Annotated in this window: 16 protein-coding genes; 9 read left to right on the plus strand and 7 right to left on the minus strand. The window is 63.6% G+C overall.

Annotated features, from left to right (window positions below):
* Window positions 1-18: 18 nt before the first annotated feature.
* The 3 genes from aguB to BM116_RS16220 all read left to right on the plus strand — a co-directional run bounded on the left by aguB (window position 19) and on the right by BM116_RS16220 (window position 3491).
* On the plus strand, window positions 19-897 hold the full coding sequence (aguB, locus tag BM116_RS16210; protein WP_083728124.1) for an N-carbamoylputrescine amidase: 879 nt from the start codon (window positions 19-21) through the stop codon (window positions 895-897).
* Window positions 898-901: 4 nt separating this feature from the next.
* Window positions 902-1999 carry an agmatine deiminase gene (gene aguA, locus BM116_RS16215; RefSeq protein WP_083728123.1) on the plus strand — a complete coding sequence of 366 codons (1098 nt, stop codon included), beginning with the start codon at window positions 902-904 and terminating at the stop codon, window positions 1997-1999.
* Between the two features lie 142 nt (window positions 2000-2141).
* Window positions 2142-3491 (plus strand): hypothetical protein, encoded by a 1350-nt coding sequence (locus BM116_RS16220; protein WP_083728122.1) that lies wholly within the window; start codon window positions 2142-2144, stop codon window positions 3489-3491.
* A gap of 95 nt (window positions 3492-3586) precedes the next feature.
* Here the strand turns inward: BM116_RS16220 and argH are convergent, their stop codons facing one another.
* Complete coding sequence (argH, locus tag BM116_RS16225; protein ID WP_083728121.1) at window positions 3587-4981, minus strand: argininosuccinate lyase; 1395 nt, start codon at window positions 4979-4981, stop codon at window positions 3587-3589.
* Between the two features lie 87 nt (window positions 4982-5068).
* Here argH and BM116_RS16230 point away from each other — a divergent pair, with 87 nt between their 5' ends.
* The 6 genes from BM116_RS16230 to BM116_RS16255 all read left to right on the plus strand — a co-directional run bounded on the left by BM116_RS16230 (window position 5069) and on the right by BM116_RS16255 (window position 11065).
* Complete coding sequence (locus BM116_RS16230) at window positions 5069-6172, plus strand: sensor histidine kinase (RefSeq protein WP_083728154.1); 1104 nt, start codon at window positions 5069-5071, stop codon at window positions 6170-6172.
* A complete protein-coding gene (locus BM116_RS16235) occupies window positions 6153-6908 on the plus strand; it encodes a LytR/AlgR family response regulator transcription factor (protein WP_083728120.1) in 756 nt (251 codons plus the stop codon). Before BM116_RS16230 ends, BM116_RS16235 begins: the two co-directional genes overlap by 20 nt.
* Before the next feature lie 78 nt (window positions 6909-6986).
* On the plus strand, window positions 6987-7925 hold the full coding sequence (gene hemC, locus BM116_RS16240) for a hydroxymethylbilane synthase (protein ID WP_083728119.1): 939 nt from the start codon (window positions 6987-6989) through the stop codon (window positions 7923-7925).
* Window positions 7922-8674, plus strand: coding sequence for a uroporphyrinogen-III synthase (locus BM116_RS16245; protein ID WP_083728118.1), 753 nt, complete (start codon window positions 7922-7924; stop codon window positions 8672-8674). The genes hemC and BM116_RS16245 overlap by 4 nt, the downstream gene beginning before the upstream one ends.
* A 14-nt stretch (window positions 8675-8688) precedes the next feature.
* Entirely contained in the window at window positions 8689-9843 is a 1155-nt protein-coding gene (locus BM116_RS16250; protein WP_175494050.1) for a uroporphyrinogen-III C-methyltransferase, read from the plus strand.
* Window positions 9836-11065, plus strand: a complete 1230-nt coding sequence (locus tag BM116_RS16255) for a heme biosynthesis HemY N-terminal domain-containing protein (RefSeq protein ID WP_083728240.1) — start codon at window positions 9836-9838, stop codon at window positions 11063-11065. The genes BM116_RS16250 and BM116_RS16255 overlap by 8 nt, the downstream gene beginning before the upstream one ends.
* Before the next feature lie 9 nt (window positions 11066-11074).
* On the opposite strand, the gene BM116_RS16260 is transcribed toward BM116_RS16255, so the two are convergent.
* The 6 genes from BM116_RS16260 to trxA form a co-directional block, all read right to left on the minus strand.
* The gene (locus BM116_RS16260; protein WP_083728239.1) at window positions 11075-11392 is read right to left on the minus strand and encodes a hypothetical protein; all 318 of its coding nucleotides are present in this window, start codon (window positions 11390-11392) and stop codon (window positions 11075-11077) included.
* A 191-nt stretch (window positions 11393-11583) separates the two neighbouring features.
* Window positions 11584-11775 carry a hypothetical protein gene (locus tag BM116_RS16265; RefSeq protein ID WP_083728238.1) on the minus strand — a complete coding sequence of 64 codons (192 nt, stop codon included), beginning with the start codon at window positions 11773-11775 and terminating at the stop codon, window positions 11584-11586.
* Window positions 11776-11869: 94 nt separating this feature from the next.
* The gene (locus BM116_RS16270; RefSeq protein ID WP_083728237.1) at window positions 11870-12841 is read right to left on the minus strand and encodes a 2Fe-2S iron-sulfur cluster-binding protein; all 972 of its coding nucleotides are present in this window, start codon (window positions 12839-12841) and stop codon (window positions 11870-11872) included.
* Window positions 12842-14308, minus strand: a complete 1467-nt coding sequence (gene ubiD, locus BM116_RS16275; protein WP_083728236.1) for a 4-hydroxy-3-polyprenylbenzoate decarboxylase — start codon at window positions 14306-14308, stop codon at window positions 12842-12844.
* A 165-nt stretch (window positions 14309-14473) separates the two neighbouring features.
* The gene (gene rho, locus BM116_RS16280) at window positions 14474-15739 is read right to left on the minus strand and encodes a transcription termination factor Rho (RefSeq protein ID WP_083728235.1); all 1266 of its coding nucleotides are present in this window, start codon (window positions 15737-15739) and stop codon (window positions 14474-14476) included.
* Between the two features lie 212 nt (window positions 15740-15951).
* On the minus strand, window positions 15952-16278 hold the full coding sequence (trxA, locus tag BM116_RS16285; RefSeq protein ID WP_083728234.1) for a thioredoxin TrxA: 327 nt from the start codon (window positions 16276-16278) through the stop codon (window positions 15952-15954).
* Window positions 16279-16287: the final 9 nt, after the last annotated feature.

The following is a 16287-nucleotide window of genomic DNA, read 5'->3' on the forward strand; positions in this document are numbered from 1 at the left end:
CTCTTACCGGAGTGTGCCATGACCCGTACCGTGACCGTTGCCGCCACCCAGATGGGTTGTACCTGGGATAGTCAGGCGAATATTGCGCAGGCTGACAAGCTGGTGCGCGAGGCCGCCGCCAAGGGCGCGCAAATCATCCTGATTCAGGAGCTGTTCGAGACCCCGTACTTCTGCCAGAAGCCGAACCCGGAGTATCTGCAGTTGGCCACGCGGGTTGAAGACAACCCGGCCATCAAGCACTTTCAGGCGCTGGCTAAAGAGCTGGCGGTGGTGCTGCCGATCAGCTTCTTCGAGCTGGCCGGTCGTGCGCGCTTCAACAGCATCGCGATCATTGATGCCGACGGCAGCAACCTCGGCATCTACCGCAAGAGTCATATTCCGGATGGCCCCGGTTACCACGAGAAGTATTACTTCAACCCGGGCGACACCGGCTTCAAGGTCTGGCAGACCCGCTATGCCAAGATTGGCGTTGGTATCTGCTGGGATCAGTGGTTTCCCGAGTGTGCGCGCAGCATGGCGCTGATGGGCGCGGAGCTGCTGTTTTACCCGACTGCCATCGGCAGTGAGCCGCACGACCACAGCATCAACTCCCGCGACCACTGGCAGCGGGTGCAGCAGGGCCACGCCGGCGCCAACCTGATGCCGCTGATTGCCAGCAACCGCATCGGCCGCGAAGAGCAGGACGGCTACGACATCACCTTCTACGGCTCATCGTTCATTGCCAACCAGTTTGGCGAGAAGGTTCAGGAACTGAACGAGACGGAAACCGGTGTGCTGGTGCAGTCCTTCGACCTGGACGAGCTGGAGCATATTCGCAGCGCCTGGGGCGTGTTCCGCGACCGCCGCCCGAATCTGTACGGCCCGGTCAAGACACTGGATGGCGAGCTGGAGTCCTGAGCCCATGTTCAATCTGCACAGCACGCCGCAGCATGACGGCTACTTCATGCCCGCCGAGTGGGCGCCGCATAGCCAGACCTGGATGATCTGGCCGGAGCGTCCGGATAACTGGCGGCAACAGGCGGAGCCGGCGCAGGCGGCGTTTGCTGCGGTGGCGCAGGCGATAGCCGGGTTTGAGCCGGTGACCGTGGGCGTCTCGGCGGCGCAATACGCCAATGCCTGCGCGCAGCTGGATCATCCGGCGATTCGGGTGGTGGAGCTGAGCTGCAACGACGCCTGGGTGCGTGATACCGGGCCGACCTTTGTCATCAATGGCCAGGGCGGCCTGCGCGGGGTGGACTGGGCCTTCAATGCCTGGGGCGGCGAGCTGGGCGGTTTGTATGCCGACTGGGCGCTGGATGACCAGGTGGCCAGCAAGATTTTGTCGATGGAGCGCTGCCCGCGTTATCGCACCGACGGTTTTGTACTGGAGGGCGGTTCGATTCACGTGGACGGCGAAGGCACCCTGATCACCACCGAGGAGTGCCTGCTCAACCCCAACCGCAACCCGCACCTGCAACGCGTTGAGATTGAGCAGCAGCTGGCAGCGCAGCTCGGTATCAGCAAGGTGATCTGGTTGCCCGAGGGCCTGTACAACGACGAGACCGATGGCCACGTCGACAACTTCTGCTGTTTTGTCCGGCCCGGCGAGGTGCTGCTGGCCTGGACGGACGATCCGGACAATCCCAATTATTCCCGCTGTCAGGCTGCAGCTGCGGTGCTGGCCGAGGCGCGCGATGCCCAGGGCCGTGCGCTGGTGGTGCACCACATACCTATTCCCGGGCCGCTGCATGCGACCGCCGAGGAGTGCGCGGATGTGCAGGTGGTCGAGGGCAGCCAGAGCCGTGATCCGGCCATTCGTCTGGCCGGCTCCTACGTTAACTTTCTGATCGTCAACGGTGGGGTGGTGGCGCCCAGCTTTGCCGATCCTCATGACGAGGAGGCGCTGGCAATTTTGCAGGGTCTGTTCCCCGAACGCCGCGTGGTTGCGGTGCCGGGCCGGGAAATCCTGCTGGGTGGCGGCAACATCCACTGTATCACCCAGCAACAGCCGGCAGTCTGAAAGACAAAACGGACATGGCGCACATACCACGTTTCGGTACTGGAGCCGGGCGTGGGGGAACAGGCATAATCGCGGAGCAAGAATGCGGCGCCGGGCTCAAACTCGGCGGTTTCAGGAGGTTTTCCGTCCAGAAGGAATTTATATGCAGTTCTCTTCACTTTTTCCCTCTACCCTGTCTCGCACCGCTCTGGCGGTGGGCATGGTCGTCACACTGGCCGGTTGTGCGGCCACCCAGGGCGGCGCCGTGGACACCAACGGCGCGACACGCCTGCAGGGCGAGCTCACCAGCAGCAGCCCGGTCAACCTGAATGACGGGTCGCAGTATCAGGTATTCAATCTCAAGCTCAAGGCAGGTGAGCTGGTACGCGTAGAGCAGGGCGGTGCCCTGGAAGGCGCGGTGCTGACCCTGCTGGATTCACGCAACCAACTGGTCAGCGGCCCGCGTCACGGTTCCCTGCATCTGGCCCCGCAGGCCGATGGCACTTACCGCCTGGGCGTCAGCGGCAGCACGGCATCGGCCTACGGCCCGTTCGACCTGACGCTGGAGCGCGTAACGCCGCGCAATAGCGGTGCGCTGGAGCTGAACGACTCCGTCTTTGGCCTGCTGAGCCGTGGCAACGATGCCAACACCTACACCCTGACGGTCGCAGAAGCCGGTCTGTACGAGATTGCCCTGGGCTCCGAGGAGCTGGACACCGTGCTCAAGCTGAACGGTGGCGGTCTGTCGCTGGAAGATGACGACGGCGGTGATGGCACCAACTCGCGCATGACTGTCATGCTCGACCCGGGTACCTACCAGGTAACAGCGACCGCGCTGGACTCCCCGGCCGAAGGTGGCTACGACCTGAGCCTGAGCAGCCGCGCGCTGCCTGAGGGCGTTGAGCTGGTCAACGGCGGTGAGATTGCCCTGGGCAGCACCATCAGCGGCCTGGCTGACAGCAACGACAAGGTTTACACCGTGACTGTGCCGGAGCGTTCGCTGCTGCGCATTGTCATGAGTTCGGATGAGGTCGACAGCTTCCTCAAGCTGCAAGGCCCCGGCGTTGACACCAGCGATGACGATGGCGCCGGTCGCGATCTGGATGCGGCCATCACCACGCTTGCCAACCCCGGCAGCTACCGTATCAGCGCATCGACCGTTGATGGCAGCGCCGGTATCTTCACCCTGAGCACTGCCGTGCAACCTGTCAGCAGCAACAGCGCGCAGGTGCGTCCGGGCGAAGGGGTTTCCGGCACACTGGCGGGCAACAGTGTCGACAAGACGCTGGTGATCGCTGAAGCCGGCCAGTACAAGGTTGACCTGTACGCGACCGAGTTCGATGCGCTGCTGCGCATGAGCGGTAACGGAGTGGAGCTGGAAGATGACGATGGCGCCGGTGGCACCAACTCTCGCATCAGCACTTACCTCGAGCCCGGGCGTTACACCCTGAGCGCGCGCAGCTACGACAACACCGGTCGTGGCAGCTTTGTGATCAGCGTCGAGCGCGAGTAAGCAAGCAGAAGAGCGCTGATCCTGCGCGAGTGCAATGGATCAGTGCTTGTTGACAGGCCGGCAGTCCGCGAGGGCTGCCGGCCTTTCTTTTGGGGTCAGGCGTCGAGCAGGGCTCGGCCGCGCTGAACGGCTGCCAGCACCTGCGCCGGTGCGGTGCCACCGATATGGTCACGGGCGTTGACCGAGCCTTCCAGTGTCAGTACCTCAAACACGTCCTGCTCAATCTGGTCGCTGAAGCGGCGCAGTTCGTCCAGCGACATCTCCGCCAGATCCTTGCCCGAATCCACACCGTACTTCACGGCGTGGCCGACGATCTCGTGGCAGTCGCGGAACGGAATGCCCTTACGCACCAGATAGTCAGCCAGGTCGGTTGCCGTGGAGAAACCACGCAGGGCCGCTTCGCGCATGGCCTCGACCTTGGGCTCGATGGCCGGGATCATGTCGGCAAAGGCGCGCAGGCTGTCGCGCAGGGTATCGACGGCATCGAACAGCGGTTCTTTGTCTTCCTGGTTGTCCTTGTTGTAGGCCAGCGGCTGGCTCTTCATCAGGGTCAGTAGGCCCATCAGGTGACCGTATACACGGCCGGACTTGCCGCGCACCAGCTCGGGTACGTCCGGGTTTTTCTTCTGCGGCATGATCGAGGAGCCGGTGCAGAAGCGGTCGGGCAGGGCAATGAAGTTGAACTGCGCGCTGGTCCACAGCACCAGCTCCTCGGAGAAGCGCGACAGGTGCATCATCGCCAGTGCGGCGGCGGCGCAGAATTCGATAGCGAAGTCGCGGTCGGAGACGCCGTCCAGCGAGTTGCCGGATACCGCTTCAAAGCCCAGCAGCTCGCAGGTGATGCTGCGGTCGATCGGGTAGGTGGTGCCGGCCAGTGCGGCCGAGCCCAGCGGCATGCGGTTGACCCGCTTGCGGCAGTCGATCAGACGCTCGCGGTCGCGTTGCAGCATCTCGAACCAGGCCAGCAGGTGGTGGCCGAAGGTCACCGGCTGCGCAGTCTGCAGGTGGGTAAAACCGGGCATGATAACCGCGTTGTGGCGCTCGGCCTGATCCAGCAGACCGGTTTGCAGGCGCACCAGTTCGCCCATGATGACGTCGATTTCGTCGCGCAGCCACAGGCGGATATCGGTTGCTACCTGGTCGTTGCGTGAACGGCCGGTGTGCAGCTTCTTGCCGGTAATGCCGATGGCCTCGGTCAGCTTGGCCTCGATGTTCATGTGCACGTCTTCGAGGTCAACGCGCCAGTCGAACCGGCCGGCTTCGATGTCGCCGCGAATGGTGTTCAGCCCTTCGATGATGGTGTCGCGCTCTGCCTCAGTCAGCACGCCCACCTTCGCCAGCATGGTGGCGTGGGCAATGGAGCCCTGGATGTCGTGCTTGTACAGGCGCTGGTCAAAATCCACCGAGGCGGTGAAACGGGCGACGAAGGCGTCGACCGGTTCGCTGAACCGGCCACCCCAGGATTGGTTGGTTGTCTTGTCTTGGCTCATGTCTCGGATGGTTCCGCTGCGTGAAGAGGCGCATAGCATAGCATTTCACGCTTGCGCGATGGCGGCCGGCTGGCAGACACTGGCGTGATGAAGAACGGATTCTGGACCCTGCTCAAACGCCCTTATGAGGGGGAGGACTTTTTCCTCCCTGACCTGTGCTCGTCCGTTGCTGTTTTTACCCTGGTGGTGCTTGCCCAGCTGGTTGTGCTGGTATGGGTGCTGGCGCAGCCTGCCGACGGCGGTTTTGACTGGCTGCAGCTGGCCATGGCCTCGCTCTTTGTGCAGTGGATTGTGCTGCTCTCGGCTGCCGCTCTGTGCCGCCTGCGCGGCTGGATGCGTCGGCGCCCGCTAGGGCTGGCGGTCGCTGCCTGTCACGCGGTGGTGGTGGGGCTGACCTTGTTCTTTACCGTCCTCGGCGACTGGGTGGTTTACCGTGGCATGACCGGCGCCCTGCAATGGGAAGCAGGGCAGTTACTGCGCCATGGCCTGATCGCGCTGATCATGACCAGCCTGTTGCTGCGCTACTTTTATCTGCAGCAACAGTGGCAGCATCAACAACAGGCCGAGCTGCGTTCACGGCTGCAAGCGCTACAGTCGCGTATTCGCCCGCACTTTCTATTCAACAGTCTGAACAGCATTGCCAGCCTGATCGAGGTGGCGCCGGCCAAGGCCGAACAGGCTGTGCTGGATCTGTCCGACCTGTTCCGTGCCAACCTGTCCGGTAGTGAGACCCTCTCCTGTTGGGGGGAGGAGCGCCGCCTGTGCGAAGGCTACTTGCGCATTGAGCAATATCGGCTGGGTGAGCGCATGCGCGTGCAATGGGATGTGGGCGAGCTGCCCGATACCCTGCCGATACCGCTGCTGACCCTGCAACCCTTATTGGAGAACGCCATACTGCATGGTTTGCAGCCACGTATCGACGGTGGCGAGATGCTTATCCGAGGGCGCCTGCAGGGCGGGGTGGTTGAACTTATGGTGAGTAACACCTGTCCTCAGCAGAACGACACGCACCAGGGCGAGCGTATGGCCATGGCCAATATCCGGGCCCGGTTGCAGGCGCTGTTTGGTGAGCGAGCGCAGTTGGCGGGCTGGCGGGAGGGGGAGTGCTTCTTCAGCAGGCTGGTCTATCCTGTTACACAAGATTCAACAACGGCAGAGAAGTCATTATCGAATGAAAGTACTGATCGCTGATGATGAGCCGCTGGCCCGCGAGCGGCTGGCGCGACTGGTTGGTTCGCTGCCGGGGTACAGGGCGTTGCCCGAGATGGCCAGCAATGGGCACGAGGCCCTGCAACTGGTTGAGGCGCATCATCCCGATATCCTGCTGCTGGACATTCGCATGCCCGGGCTGGACGGCTTGCAAACCGCCGCCAAGCTCTGTGAGAACGCCGAATCGCCGGCCGTGGTGTTCTGCACCGCGCACGGCGAGTATGCGCTCGACGCCTTTGCCGTGAGTGCTGTCGGCTACCTGCTCAAGCCCGTGCGCAGCGAAGCGCTGGCCGATGCCCTGGCCAAGGCGCAGCGGCCCAATCGCATGCAGCTTGCCAGCCTCGGCAAGGCCACGGCGCAGCCCGAGGGGGCCCAGGCGCGCAGCCACATCAGCGCGCGCACCCGCAAGGGCATTGAGCTGATCCCCGTGGAGGATGTGCTGTATTTCATCGCTGACCACAAGTACGTGACCCTGCGTCACCTCGAAGGCGAGGTGCTGCTGGACGAACCACTGAAGGCGCTGGAAGAAGAGTTTGGTGACCAGTTTGTGCGCATCCACCGCAACGCGCTGGTGGCCCGCAACCGCATTGAATGTCTGCAGCGTACGGCCATGGGGCACTTTGAGTTGTGCCTGAAAGGGCTGGAGGGCGAAACCCTCACGGTCAGTCGCCGCCACGTGCCGGGCGTGCGTCGTCTGATGGAGCATCTGTGTCTGTAAGCTTGCTGCGACAGTCGCCCGCGTGGATGCCCGTCTGACCATGGCGTATGATGCGACCTGGTTTGAAGTGAGAGTTCCATGAGTCGACATCTGCGAATTGCCACCCGCAAGAGCGCCCTGGCCCTGTGGCAGGCCGAATACGTAAAGGCGCGCCTCGAACAGTTGGACCCGAGTATCACCGTGTCTCTGGTGCCCATGGTCAGCCGTGGCGATCAACTGCTGGATTCACCGCTGGCCAAGATCGGCGGCAAGGGCCTGTTCGTCAAAGAGCTGGAAACCGCCATGCTCAACGACGAAGCCGATCTGGCGGTGCACTCCATGAAAGATGTGCCCATGCAGTTCCCGGACGGTCTCGGGCTGTATGCCATCTGTGAGCGCGAAGACCCGCGCGACGCCTTTGTTTCCAACCACTTTGATGATCTGGATGCGCTGCCGGCCGGTAGCGTGGTCGGCACCTCCAGTCTGCGCCGCCAGGCGCAGATCATGGCGCGCCGCCCGGATCTGCAGATCCGCTTCCTGCGCGGTAACGTCAATACCCGTCTGGCCAAGCTCGACGCGGGCGAGTACGACGCGATCGTACTGGCGACCGCCGGGCTGTTGCGCCTGGGCTTTGATGCGCGTATTCGCTACCCGATGCCGCCGGAAGTCAGTCTGCCGGCGGGCGGTCAGGGCGCGGTGGGCATCGAATGCCGCAGTTCGGATACCGAATTGCAGGCGCTGCTGGTGCAACTGAACGACGAGGACAGCGCGCTGCGCGTGCGCGCCGAGCGTGCGCTCAACACGCGCCTCAATGGCGGTTGTCAGGTGCCGATTGCCTGTTACGCCGAGCGCGAGAATGGCGAACTCTGGCTGCGTGGCTTGGTCGGCGACCCGGATGGACAGCGCATGCTGCGTGCCGAGGCGCGTGGGTCGGAGGGCGACCCCGAGGCGCTGGGCATTGCGGTTGCCGAAGACCTGCTGGCCCAGGGCGCGCAGTCGATCCTGGATGCCGTCTACGAGGAGGCGACGCCACGGTGAGCGGCTGCCTGTTGCTGACCCGTCAACCGGCGGATAACCAGCGACTGGCCGCACGTCTGGCTGCGCTCGGTGTCAGAACCTGCAGCTTGCCGCTGTTGGCGCTGGAGCCCTGTGCCGAAGGGCCGGCAGAGCGCCAGCGCATGCTGGATCTGGATCTGTATCACGCCGTCGTGGTGGTCAGCCCGGTGGCGGCGCGTCTTGGGCTGGAGCGGCTTGATCACTATTGGCCGCAGCCACCTGAGGGCGTTGCCTGGTTGGCCGTTGGTGGCGGTACCGCGCAGGTGTTGCGCGACTATGGTTTGCCAGCCCGTTGCCCGGCCCAGGGCCAGGACAGCGAGGCGCTGCTGGCCATGCCGTTGTGGCAGTCCTTGCTGGCCCGCCCCGATCTGAAGGTGCTGATCTGGCGTGGCGAGGTTGGACGCGAGCATCTGGCAGATCAGCTGCGGACAGCGGGCGCGCGGGTGGATTACCTGCCGCTCTACGCCCGGCACATGCCGGCGGCGCTGGCGGCTGACTTGGCCGCGCTGGCGCCGCAGCTCGATCAGGTGCTGGTGCTCAGCGTCCAGGCCCTGCGTCATTGGCGCGAGGCTGCGGCTGGAGACTGGGAGGTGCAGCGCCACTGGCGCTGTTTTGTGGCAAGTGAACGGATTGCGGCGCAGGCCCGGGAGTGGGGCTGCACGGATGTAGTAACCTGTCGAGGTGCAGATGACGCGGCCGTCGTGGAGGCCGTACTCTCGTCGTCGGGATGACAAAGGGGAAGCGCGTGGAACCGAGCGAAGCGAACGACAAGACCGAACAACAGCCTGCAGCCGCTGCGGCGACCAAGCCCGCAGAGCCGGTGGCGGCGGCCAGCGACAAAAAGGGCAGTGACGCCAAGCGCCCCAAACCGGGTAAGCCAGCCGCAGGAGGTGGTGGTCGCGGCGTCAGCTTGCTGGCCCTGCTGCTGGCGCTGATCGCGCTGGCAGCCTCAGGTTGGCAGTGGTGGCAGGCGCAGAGCCTGCAGCAGGCCCAGCGTAATGCGCTGGCGCAGCAACAGGGCCAGTTTGATCGCGCCAACGCCCGGCTTGATCAGCGCCTGCAGGGCGTTCCCGAGGGCGATGACTGGCAGGCCGCCGAGCGTCTGATTGCCGAGATGCAGCGCAGCCAGCAGGCGCTCGGCGAGCGTCTTGACGTATTGCAGGGCGATGGCCGTGAGGAGTGGAAACTGGCCGAGGCCCAATACCTGCTGCGGCTTGCCGCGTTGCGCCTGCAGGCCGTGCAGGATGTCTCCGCTGCCCGCGAGCTGCTGGAAACCGTCGACGGTATTCTCAAGTCCATGCCCGATAGCGGGCTGTACGGCGTACGTGAGCAGTTGGCCGGCTATCAGGCCGAGCTGGAGGGCCTGCCGGAGCTGGATCGGGCTGGTGTGTTCCTGCGTCTGGGCGCCCTGCGTGATCAGGTCGACCGTCTGGTGGCGCTGCCGGTACCGGAGTTTGACCCGACTGACGTCAGCGCCGAGGAAGAGTACGCCGACCGTCTGCAGCGCCGCGACCGCTGGGATCGTGTGTTGATGCGTCTGGAGCGTTATGTCCGGGTCGACTTTCAACGTGGCAAGGTGATCACCCCGCTGCTGGATGAGGCCGAGATGCAGCGCGTGCGCCGCACCCTGCAACTGACGCTGGAGCAGGCTCAGTGGGCCGCCCTGCGCGGCGAAGAAACCGTCTATCAGGCCAGCCTGGATCGGGCCGAGCAGATCCTGACGCAGTATTTCGAACTGGAAAATCCCAAGGTGCAGGCAATGCAGGGTCAACTGCAGGAGCTGCATGGCCGCGCAGTGAGTCTGTCGCCGCCGGATCTGGCGCCGTTGCAGCAGAGCCTGGCCAACTACCTGCAGAGCCGTCGCAGCAGTGCGCCGGCCGAGGAGGCGGCGGATGAGTAAGAGTTATGTAGCCATCCTGCTGGTGGTGCTGGTCGCCGCGCTGCTGGGGATGGCCATTGCCCAGGACCCGGGCTATATGCTGATTGCCTGGCGGCATTTTTCCATCGAGACCAGTATCTGGGTCGGGTTGGGTTTTCTGCTTGCCTTCTGGCTACTGCTGATGCTGACCCGCACGCTGCTGCGCATGCTGACGGCATCCGGACGGCGCATCAACCCCTGGTCGCGGCGCAATCTGCAGAACCGCGCCAACCTGCTCGCCACGCGCGGCTTGCTGGAGTTTGCCGAAGGGCACTGGCAGCAGTCGCTGCGCCTGCTCAAGCGCTCGGCTCCGCATTCCGAACTGCCGCTGATCAACTATCTGGCGGCCGCGCGTGCGGCCAACGAGCTGGAAGACTATCCCGAGTGCGATGCTCTGCTGCGTGAAGCCTATGAAACGACGCCTAAGGCGGATGTCGCTATTGCCGTGACCCAGGCTCAGCTGCAGATCGCCCGCGGCCAGCTGGAGCAGGCGCTGGCAACCTTGACGCGGCTGCGCAAGGAACACCCCAAGCACCTCTACGCCCTCAAGCTGCTTAGCCAGGTGTATGTGCGTCTGGAAGACTGGCACAGCCTGCTGGACCTGTTGCCCGAGCTGCGCCGGCAGAAGGTGCTGCGCGAGGAAGACCAGCAGGCGCTGGAGCGTCAGGTGCATGTGGCGCTGCTGGCGCAAGCCGGGCAGCGTACCGCGTCCCAGGACAGCGATCCGGCCAGTCTGGTGATTGCCGCTTGGGAGCGCATGCCCAAACGCCTGCGCGAGGAGCCGGAACTGGTCGAGGCCTATGCGCTGCAGCTGCGCACGCGTGGTCGTGACGAGCTGGCCGAAGAGGTGCTGCGCAGCGCCTTGCAGCAGCAGTTCAACGAGCGGCTGGTCAATCTCTACGGCTTGCTCAAGGGCAAGGATGTGGCGCGCCAACTGGTGACCGCCGAGCAGTGGCTCACCCAGCACCCGCACAATGCCAGTCTGCTGCTGGCTGCCGGGCGCCTGGCCCAGCGTAACCGGCTTTGGGGCAAGGCGCGTGACTACCTGGAGGCGAGCTTCTCCAGCCGCCGGGATATTCAGACCTGCGCTGAGCTGGCTCGTTTGCAGGAACGTATGGGTGACAAGGGCGCTGCCGAGCGTACCCTGCGCGATGGCTTTGAGATGATCGAGGGTCAGCTGCCGACACTGCCGCTGCCGGAGTGAGCAGCGGGCTCAGGGCCTGAATGTGCGCAGCGCGTGGTTGAGCCGGCGCCGGGCCTGATCGGCGTCGGGGCCATCCACAAAGCACACATGCAAGCTCAGCTCACCGAGCAGTCTGGGGGAAAACGCCAGCTGCTCGGCGCTGTGCCTAAGCTCCTCCGAGGTCTCCAACCAGTAATGCATGACCGCCTGATCAATCACCACCAGGTCCAGCCGACCATACAGCAGCTTCAGCAGGTTGATCCGATCGCTGTTTGACTCCTCTACCTGCAAGACGCCGTTGGCGACGCTCTGGTCGAAGGCCGGCGTGTTGCGATAGCCGCTGACCACGCCAATACGATACGGCGCCAGATCCGTCAGTTGCTGCCAATCGAGTGGTTCGCTGCTGCGATGAGCCAGGCCCAGTCGGCTGGTGCCCAGGCTGTCTGAATGGACACAGGTCTGGTCTGCGGTCTGATACTGGGGAAAGTAACCAAGCGTCTCCGGGCTGGTGATGGCGGTTTTGACGGCCCGGTTCCACGTCAGAAGCGGATTCTTAGCGGGATGTCCTGCTGCGCCAGCGCGTCGCGCAACAGGCTGGACAGTTGGCCTTGCTCCGGCAGGGCTGCGCCTGTGTAGGGTGGCCACTCAAGGCTGTTCAACTCGAAGGCATTGACCGGACTGGCGCATAGCCAGAGTCCGAAAAACCAGCTTGAGTACGGCAGCGCCCGCATGTCGCGTGCCCTCAATAACGGCGAGTTGGCCCGCGCGGCCCGATTGTTCGGGCTGCGCAGGTTTCGGTGATTATAGGGAGGCGGGCCTGCGCTGTCAGCGCGGGGCGTAGGCGAAGGCGTCGGCCTGCATCTGCTGCTCCGGCATGCCGGCGGCGACCAGAGCATCCAGGGTCGCGTAGACCATGCCGGGTGAGCCGCTGACCACAAACCGGTAGTCGGCAAGGTCGGTCAGGTCCTCGCACACGGCCTGGTGCAGCAAGCCCTGACGCCCGCTCCAGTCGGCCTGGTCGCTGACTACACGGTGCAGATAGAGGTTGGGAGCTTGCTCCCAGCGTTGCCAGTGCGGCGCGTTGTACAGGTCGTCGCTGTGGCGTACGCCCCAATACAGGTGAATCGGCTGGGTAACGCCCTGCTGCAGGCAGTCCTCGATGATGCTCTGCATCTGTGCCAGGCCGGTGCCGGCCGCTATCAGTACCAGCGGCTGGGTGGGGGCGGCAGTCAGGCAGGCGTCGCCGAACGGCACCTGTACGCGCGCGATGCGGTGGTGCTGCAGGTAGTCGATGACGGCCTGGGTCAGCGGGTCGCGGGTCAGAATATGCAGTTCGATCATCCGCTCCTCGCCCGGTGCCGAGGCGATGGAGAAGGCTGCCGGCTCGGCGCCCTCGCGCTCCAGCAGCAGATACTGGCCAGCGTAATAGCGCAGCGGCTTGCCAGCCGGGGTACGCAGCCGTACACGCCAGACGTCGCCGCCTATCGGGCTGCACTCGACAACCTGGCACGCCAGCGAGCGCACCGGCAGTTGGCCCGGCGCCAAGACGCCCTCCCAATGCAGGGTGCAGTCTTCCAGTGGCGTGGCGACGCAGGTGTAAATCTCGTCGCCGGCCTGGCCTTCGCGGTCGCCGGGCAGGCTCACGCGCCCCTTCAGCAGTACTGCCGTGCAGACATGGCAGTTGCCGTTACGGCAGCTGTTGGGCGCATCAAAGCCCTGGCGGCGTGCGGCGGCGAGAATGGTCTCGCCCTGGTCAATCTCCAGGCTCAGGTCGCCTGGCTCCAGCGCTACTCTCATCTAGTCGATACCCAGTTCTGCCCAGATCGCGTCGATACGCTGACGCACGGCGGCGTCCTGCTCGATAGCGACGCCCCATTCCCGGGTGGTTTCGCCCGGCCACTTGTTGGTGGCATCCAGCCCCATCTTGCTGCCCAGCCCGGAGACGGGTGAGGCAAAGTCGAGGTAGTCGATCGGGGTATTGTCGATCATCACGGTGTCACGCTTGGGGTCCATGCGAGTGGTGATGGCCCAGATTATGTCGTGCCAGTCGCGGATGTTGATGTCCTCGTCCACCACGATCACGTATTTGGTGTACATGAACTGGCGCAGGAAGCTCCAGACCCCCAGCATCACGCGCTTGGCGTGCCCCGGGTACTGCTTTTTCATCGACACCACCGCCATGCGGTAGGAGCAGCCTTCGGGCGGCAGGTAGAAGTCGGTGATCTCGGGAAACTGCTTCTGCAGCAGCGGTACAAAGACCTCGTTCAGCGCTACGCCCAGTACCGCAGGCTCATCCGGTGGCCGGCCGGTGTAGGTGCTGTGGTAGATCGGCTTCTCGCGTTGAGTGATGCGTTCGATAGTAAATACCGGGAAGCGATCAACCTCGTTGTAGTAGCCGGTGTGGTCGCCGAACGGCCCTTCCGCGGCCATCTCGCCGGGGTGAATCACGCCTTCGAGCACGAGCTCGGCGCTGGCTGGCACCTGCAGGTCCGAGCCGCGACATTTGACCAGCTCGGTGCGCTGGCCGCGCAGCAGGCCGGCAAAGGCGTACTCGGACAGGCTGTCGGGTACCGGCGTTACCGCGCCCAGAATGGTCGCAGGGTCGGCACCCAGCACCACCGCAACGGGGAAGGGCTTACCGGGGTGCTTTTCCTGCCACTCACGAAAGTCCAGGGCACCGCCGCGGTGGCTCAGCCAGCGCATGATGACCTTGTTGCGGCCGATCACCTGTTGGCGATAGATACCCAGATTCTGCCGCTCCTTGTGCGGCCCCTTGGTAACCACCAGGCCCCAGGTGATCAGCGGGCCGGCATCGCCCGGCCAGCAGGTCTGGACCGGAATGCGGCCCAGATCGACATCGTCACCTTCAAACACCTGCGCCTGGCAGGGGGCGTCGCGCAGGACCTTGGGCGCCATGTTGATAACTTTCTTGAAGATCGGCAGCTTGCTCCAGGCGTCTTTCAGCCCCTTCGGCGGATCGGGCTCCTTGAGAAAGGCCAGCAGTTTGCCGATTTCACGCAGCTCGCTGATGCTCTCGGCGCCCATACCCATGGCCACGCGCTCGGGCGTACCGAACAGGTTGCCGAGTACAGGCATGTCAGAGCCAGTGGGATTTTCAAATAACAGGGCGGGGCCACCCTTGCGCAGGGTGCGGTCGCAGATCTCTGTCATCTCCAGTACGGGGGAGACGGGTGTCTGGATGCGCTTGAGTTCGCCGCGCTGTTCCAGGCCCTTGATGAAATCGCGTAGATCGGAATATTGCATCTAGCTTCAAGCCTCAAGCTGCAAGCGGCAAGCTGGATGAGGCATGCATGCCACTTGGGAGTTTGATCCGCCCGCCGGGCTGGCAGCGGGGCGGCAGGCCCGGCGCTCGGCAGCAAGCCCGCGCGGACAGCTTGCCGCTTGAGGCTTGCAGCTTGTGGCCGGGTTTTAGTTCTTGCTGCGCTTCATCGACTGGAAGAATTCGTCGTTGGTCTTGGTGTCTTTCAGGCGATCAAGCAGGAATTCGATGGCAGCGATCTCGTCCATCGAGTGCAGGATCTTGCGCAGAATCCACATGCGTTGCAGCTCGTCTTCGCTGGTCAGCAGCTCTTCGCGGCGGGTACCGGAGCGGTTGATGTTGATCGCCGGGAAGGTGCGTTTCTCGGCAATCTTGCGATCCAGGTGGATCTCCATGTTGCCGGTGCCCTTGAATTCTTCGTAGATCACCTCGTCCATCTTCGAACCGGTGTCGACCAGTGCGGTGGCGATGATGGTCAGGCTGCCGCCTTCTTCGATGTTGCGCGCGGCGCCGAAGAAACGCTTGGGCTTCTCCAGGGCGTGGGCGTCAACACCACCGGTCAGTACCTTGCCGGAGCTCGGGATTACGGTGTTGTAGGCACGCGCCAGACGGGTGATGGAGTCGAGCAGAATGATCACGTCTTTCTTGTGCTCAACCAGGCGCTTGGCCTTCTCGATCACCATTTCAGCGACCTGTACGTGGCGCGCCGGCGGCTCGTCGAAGGTCGAGGCAACCACTTCGCCGCGCACGGTGCGCTGCATCTCGGTTACTTCTTCCGGGCGCTCGTCGATCAGCAGAACGATCAGGTGGCACTCGGGGTTGTTGCGCGCGATGTTCGAGGCGATGTTTTGCAGCATCAGCGTCTTACCGGCCTTGGGCGGTGCAACCAGCAGGCCGCGCTGGCCTTTGCCGATCGGCGCGCACAGGTCGATGATGCGGGCCATCAGGTCTTCGGTAGCGCCGTTGCCGGCTTCCATCACCAGGCGCTGATCGGGGAACAGCGGCGTCAGGTTCTCGAACAGGATCTTGTTCTTGGTGTTTTCCGGCTTGTCGAAGTTGATCGAGTCAACTTTCAGCAGGGCAAAGTAGCGCTCGCCGTCTTTGGGCGGGCGAATCTTGCCGGAAATGGTGTCACCGGTACGCAGGTTGAAGCGACGAATCTGGCTGGGTGACACATAGATGTCATCCGGGCCGGCCAGGTAGGAAGAGTCGGCCGAGCGCAGGAAGCCGAACCCATCCTGAAGGATCTCCAGTACGCCGTCACCGAGGATGTCTTCGCCGCCTTTGGCATGTTTTTTCAGGATGCCAAAGATCACATCCTGCTTGCGCGATCGGCCCATGTTCTCGAGGCCCATCTGGTTGGCGATTTCCAACAGTTCGGTAATAGGTTTTTGTTTGAGGTCAGTCAGGTTCATAGGGGTCGGTGAGTGATGTCAGAGTGTCGGCAGGAAAGATGTGTTTCGGCCACCATGGAGCATGGGGCGATCAGCTTGGCTGCGGGTTTGGGAAGCCGCTGCGCAGGGTGCGTCAGGGCGTTGGAAAGCAAATCTAGCACCGCAGGCTGGTGACGTCCAGCATTGTGGGCGCAAAAACAGGCGCCCCGACACGGTGGTCGGGGCGCGATACATCAGATGTTGCTGTCGAGGAAGGCAGCCAGCTGCGACTTGGACAGTGCGCCGACCTTGGTTGCCTCGACGTTGCCGCCCTTGAACAGCATCAGGGTCGGAATGCCGCGTACGCCGTACTTGGGCGGGGTGTCGGCGTTCTCGTCGATGTTCAGCTTGCAGATTTTCAGCTTGCCGCTGTAGTCCTTGGCGATCTCGTCCAGAACCGGGGCAATCATCTTGCAGGGGCCACACCATTCGGCCCAGTAATCAACCAGTACAGGGGTGTCGGACTTGAGCACTTCGTCGTCGAAGCTGCCGTCAGTGACGTGCACAATCAGATCGCTCATGTGTTTCTC

The sequence above is a fragment of the Halopseudomonas pachastrellae genome, assembly GCF_900114765.1.
Classification (GTDB): Bacteria; Pseudomonadota; Gammaproteobacteria; order Pseudomonadales; family Pseudomonadaceae; genus Halopseudomonas; species Halopseudomonas pachastrellae.

Bases quoted from the DNA above. Each gene is read 5' to 3' on its own strand.
- aguA (WP_083728123.1), top strand. From the start codon at position 902: ATGTTCAATCTGCACAGCACGCCGCAGCATGACGGCTACTTCATGCCC.
- BM116_RS16230 (WP_083728154.1), top strand. From the start codon at position 5,069: ATGAAGAACGGATTCTGGACCCTGCTCAAACGCCCTTATGAGGGGGAG.
- aguB (WP_083728124.1), top strand. From the start codon at position 19: ATGACCCGTACCGTGACCGTTGCCGCCACCCAGATGGGTTGTACCTGG.
- rho (WP_083728235.1), bottom strand. From the start codon at position 15,739: ATGAACCTGACTGACCTCAAACAAAAACCTATTACCGAACTGTTGGAA.
- BM116_RS16265 (WP_083728238.1), bottom strand. From the start codon at position 11,775: ATGCGGGCGCTGCCGTACTCAAGCTGGTTTTTCGGACTCTGGCTATGC.
- hemC (WP_083728119.1), top strand. From the start codon at position 6,987: ATGAGTCGACATCTGCGAATTGCCACCCGCAAGAGCGCCCTGGCCCTG.
- BM116_RS16220 (WP_083728122.1), top strand. From the start codon at position 2,142: ATGCAGTTCTCTTCACTTTTTCCCTCTACCCTGTCTCGCACCGCTCTG.
- ubiD (WP_083728236.1), bottom strand. From the start codon at position 14,308: ATGCAATATTCCGATCTACGCGATTTCATCAAGGGCCTGGAACAGCGC.
- BM116_RS16255 (WP_083728240.1), top strand. From the start codon at position 9,836: ATGAGTAAGAGTTATGTAGCCATCCTGCTGGTGGTGCTGGTCGCCGCG.
- BM116_RS16270 (WP_083728237.1), bottom strand. From the start codon at position 12,841: ATGAGAGTAGCGCTGGAGCCAGGCGACCTGAGCCTGGAGATTGACCAG.
- trxA (WP_083728234.1), bottom strand. From the start codon at position 16,278: ATGAGCGATCTGATTGTGCACGTCACTGACGGCAGCTTCGACGACGAA.
- BM116_RS16235 (WP_083728120.1), top strand. From the start codon at position 6,153: ATGAAAGTACTGATCGCTGATGATGAGCCGCTGGCCCGCGAGCGGCTG.
- argH (WP_083728121.1), bottom strand. From the start codon at position 4,981: ATGAGCCAAGACAAGACAACCAACCAATCCTGGGGTGGCCGGTTCAGC.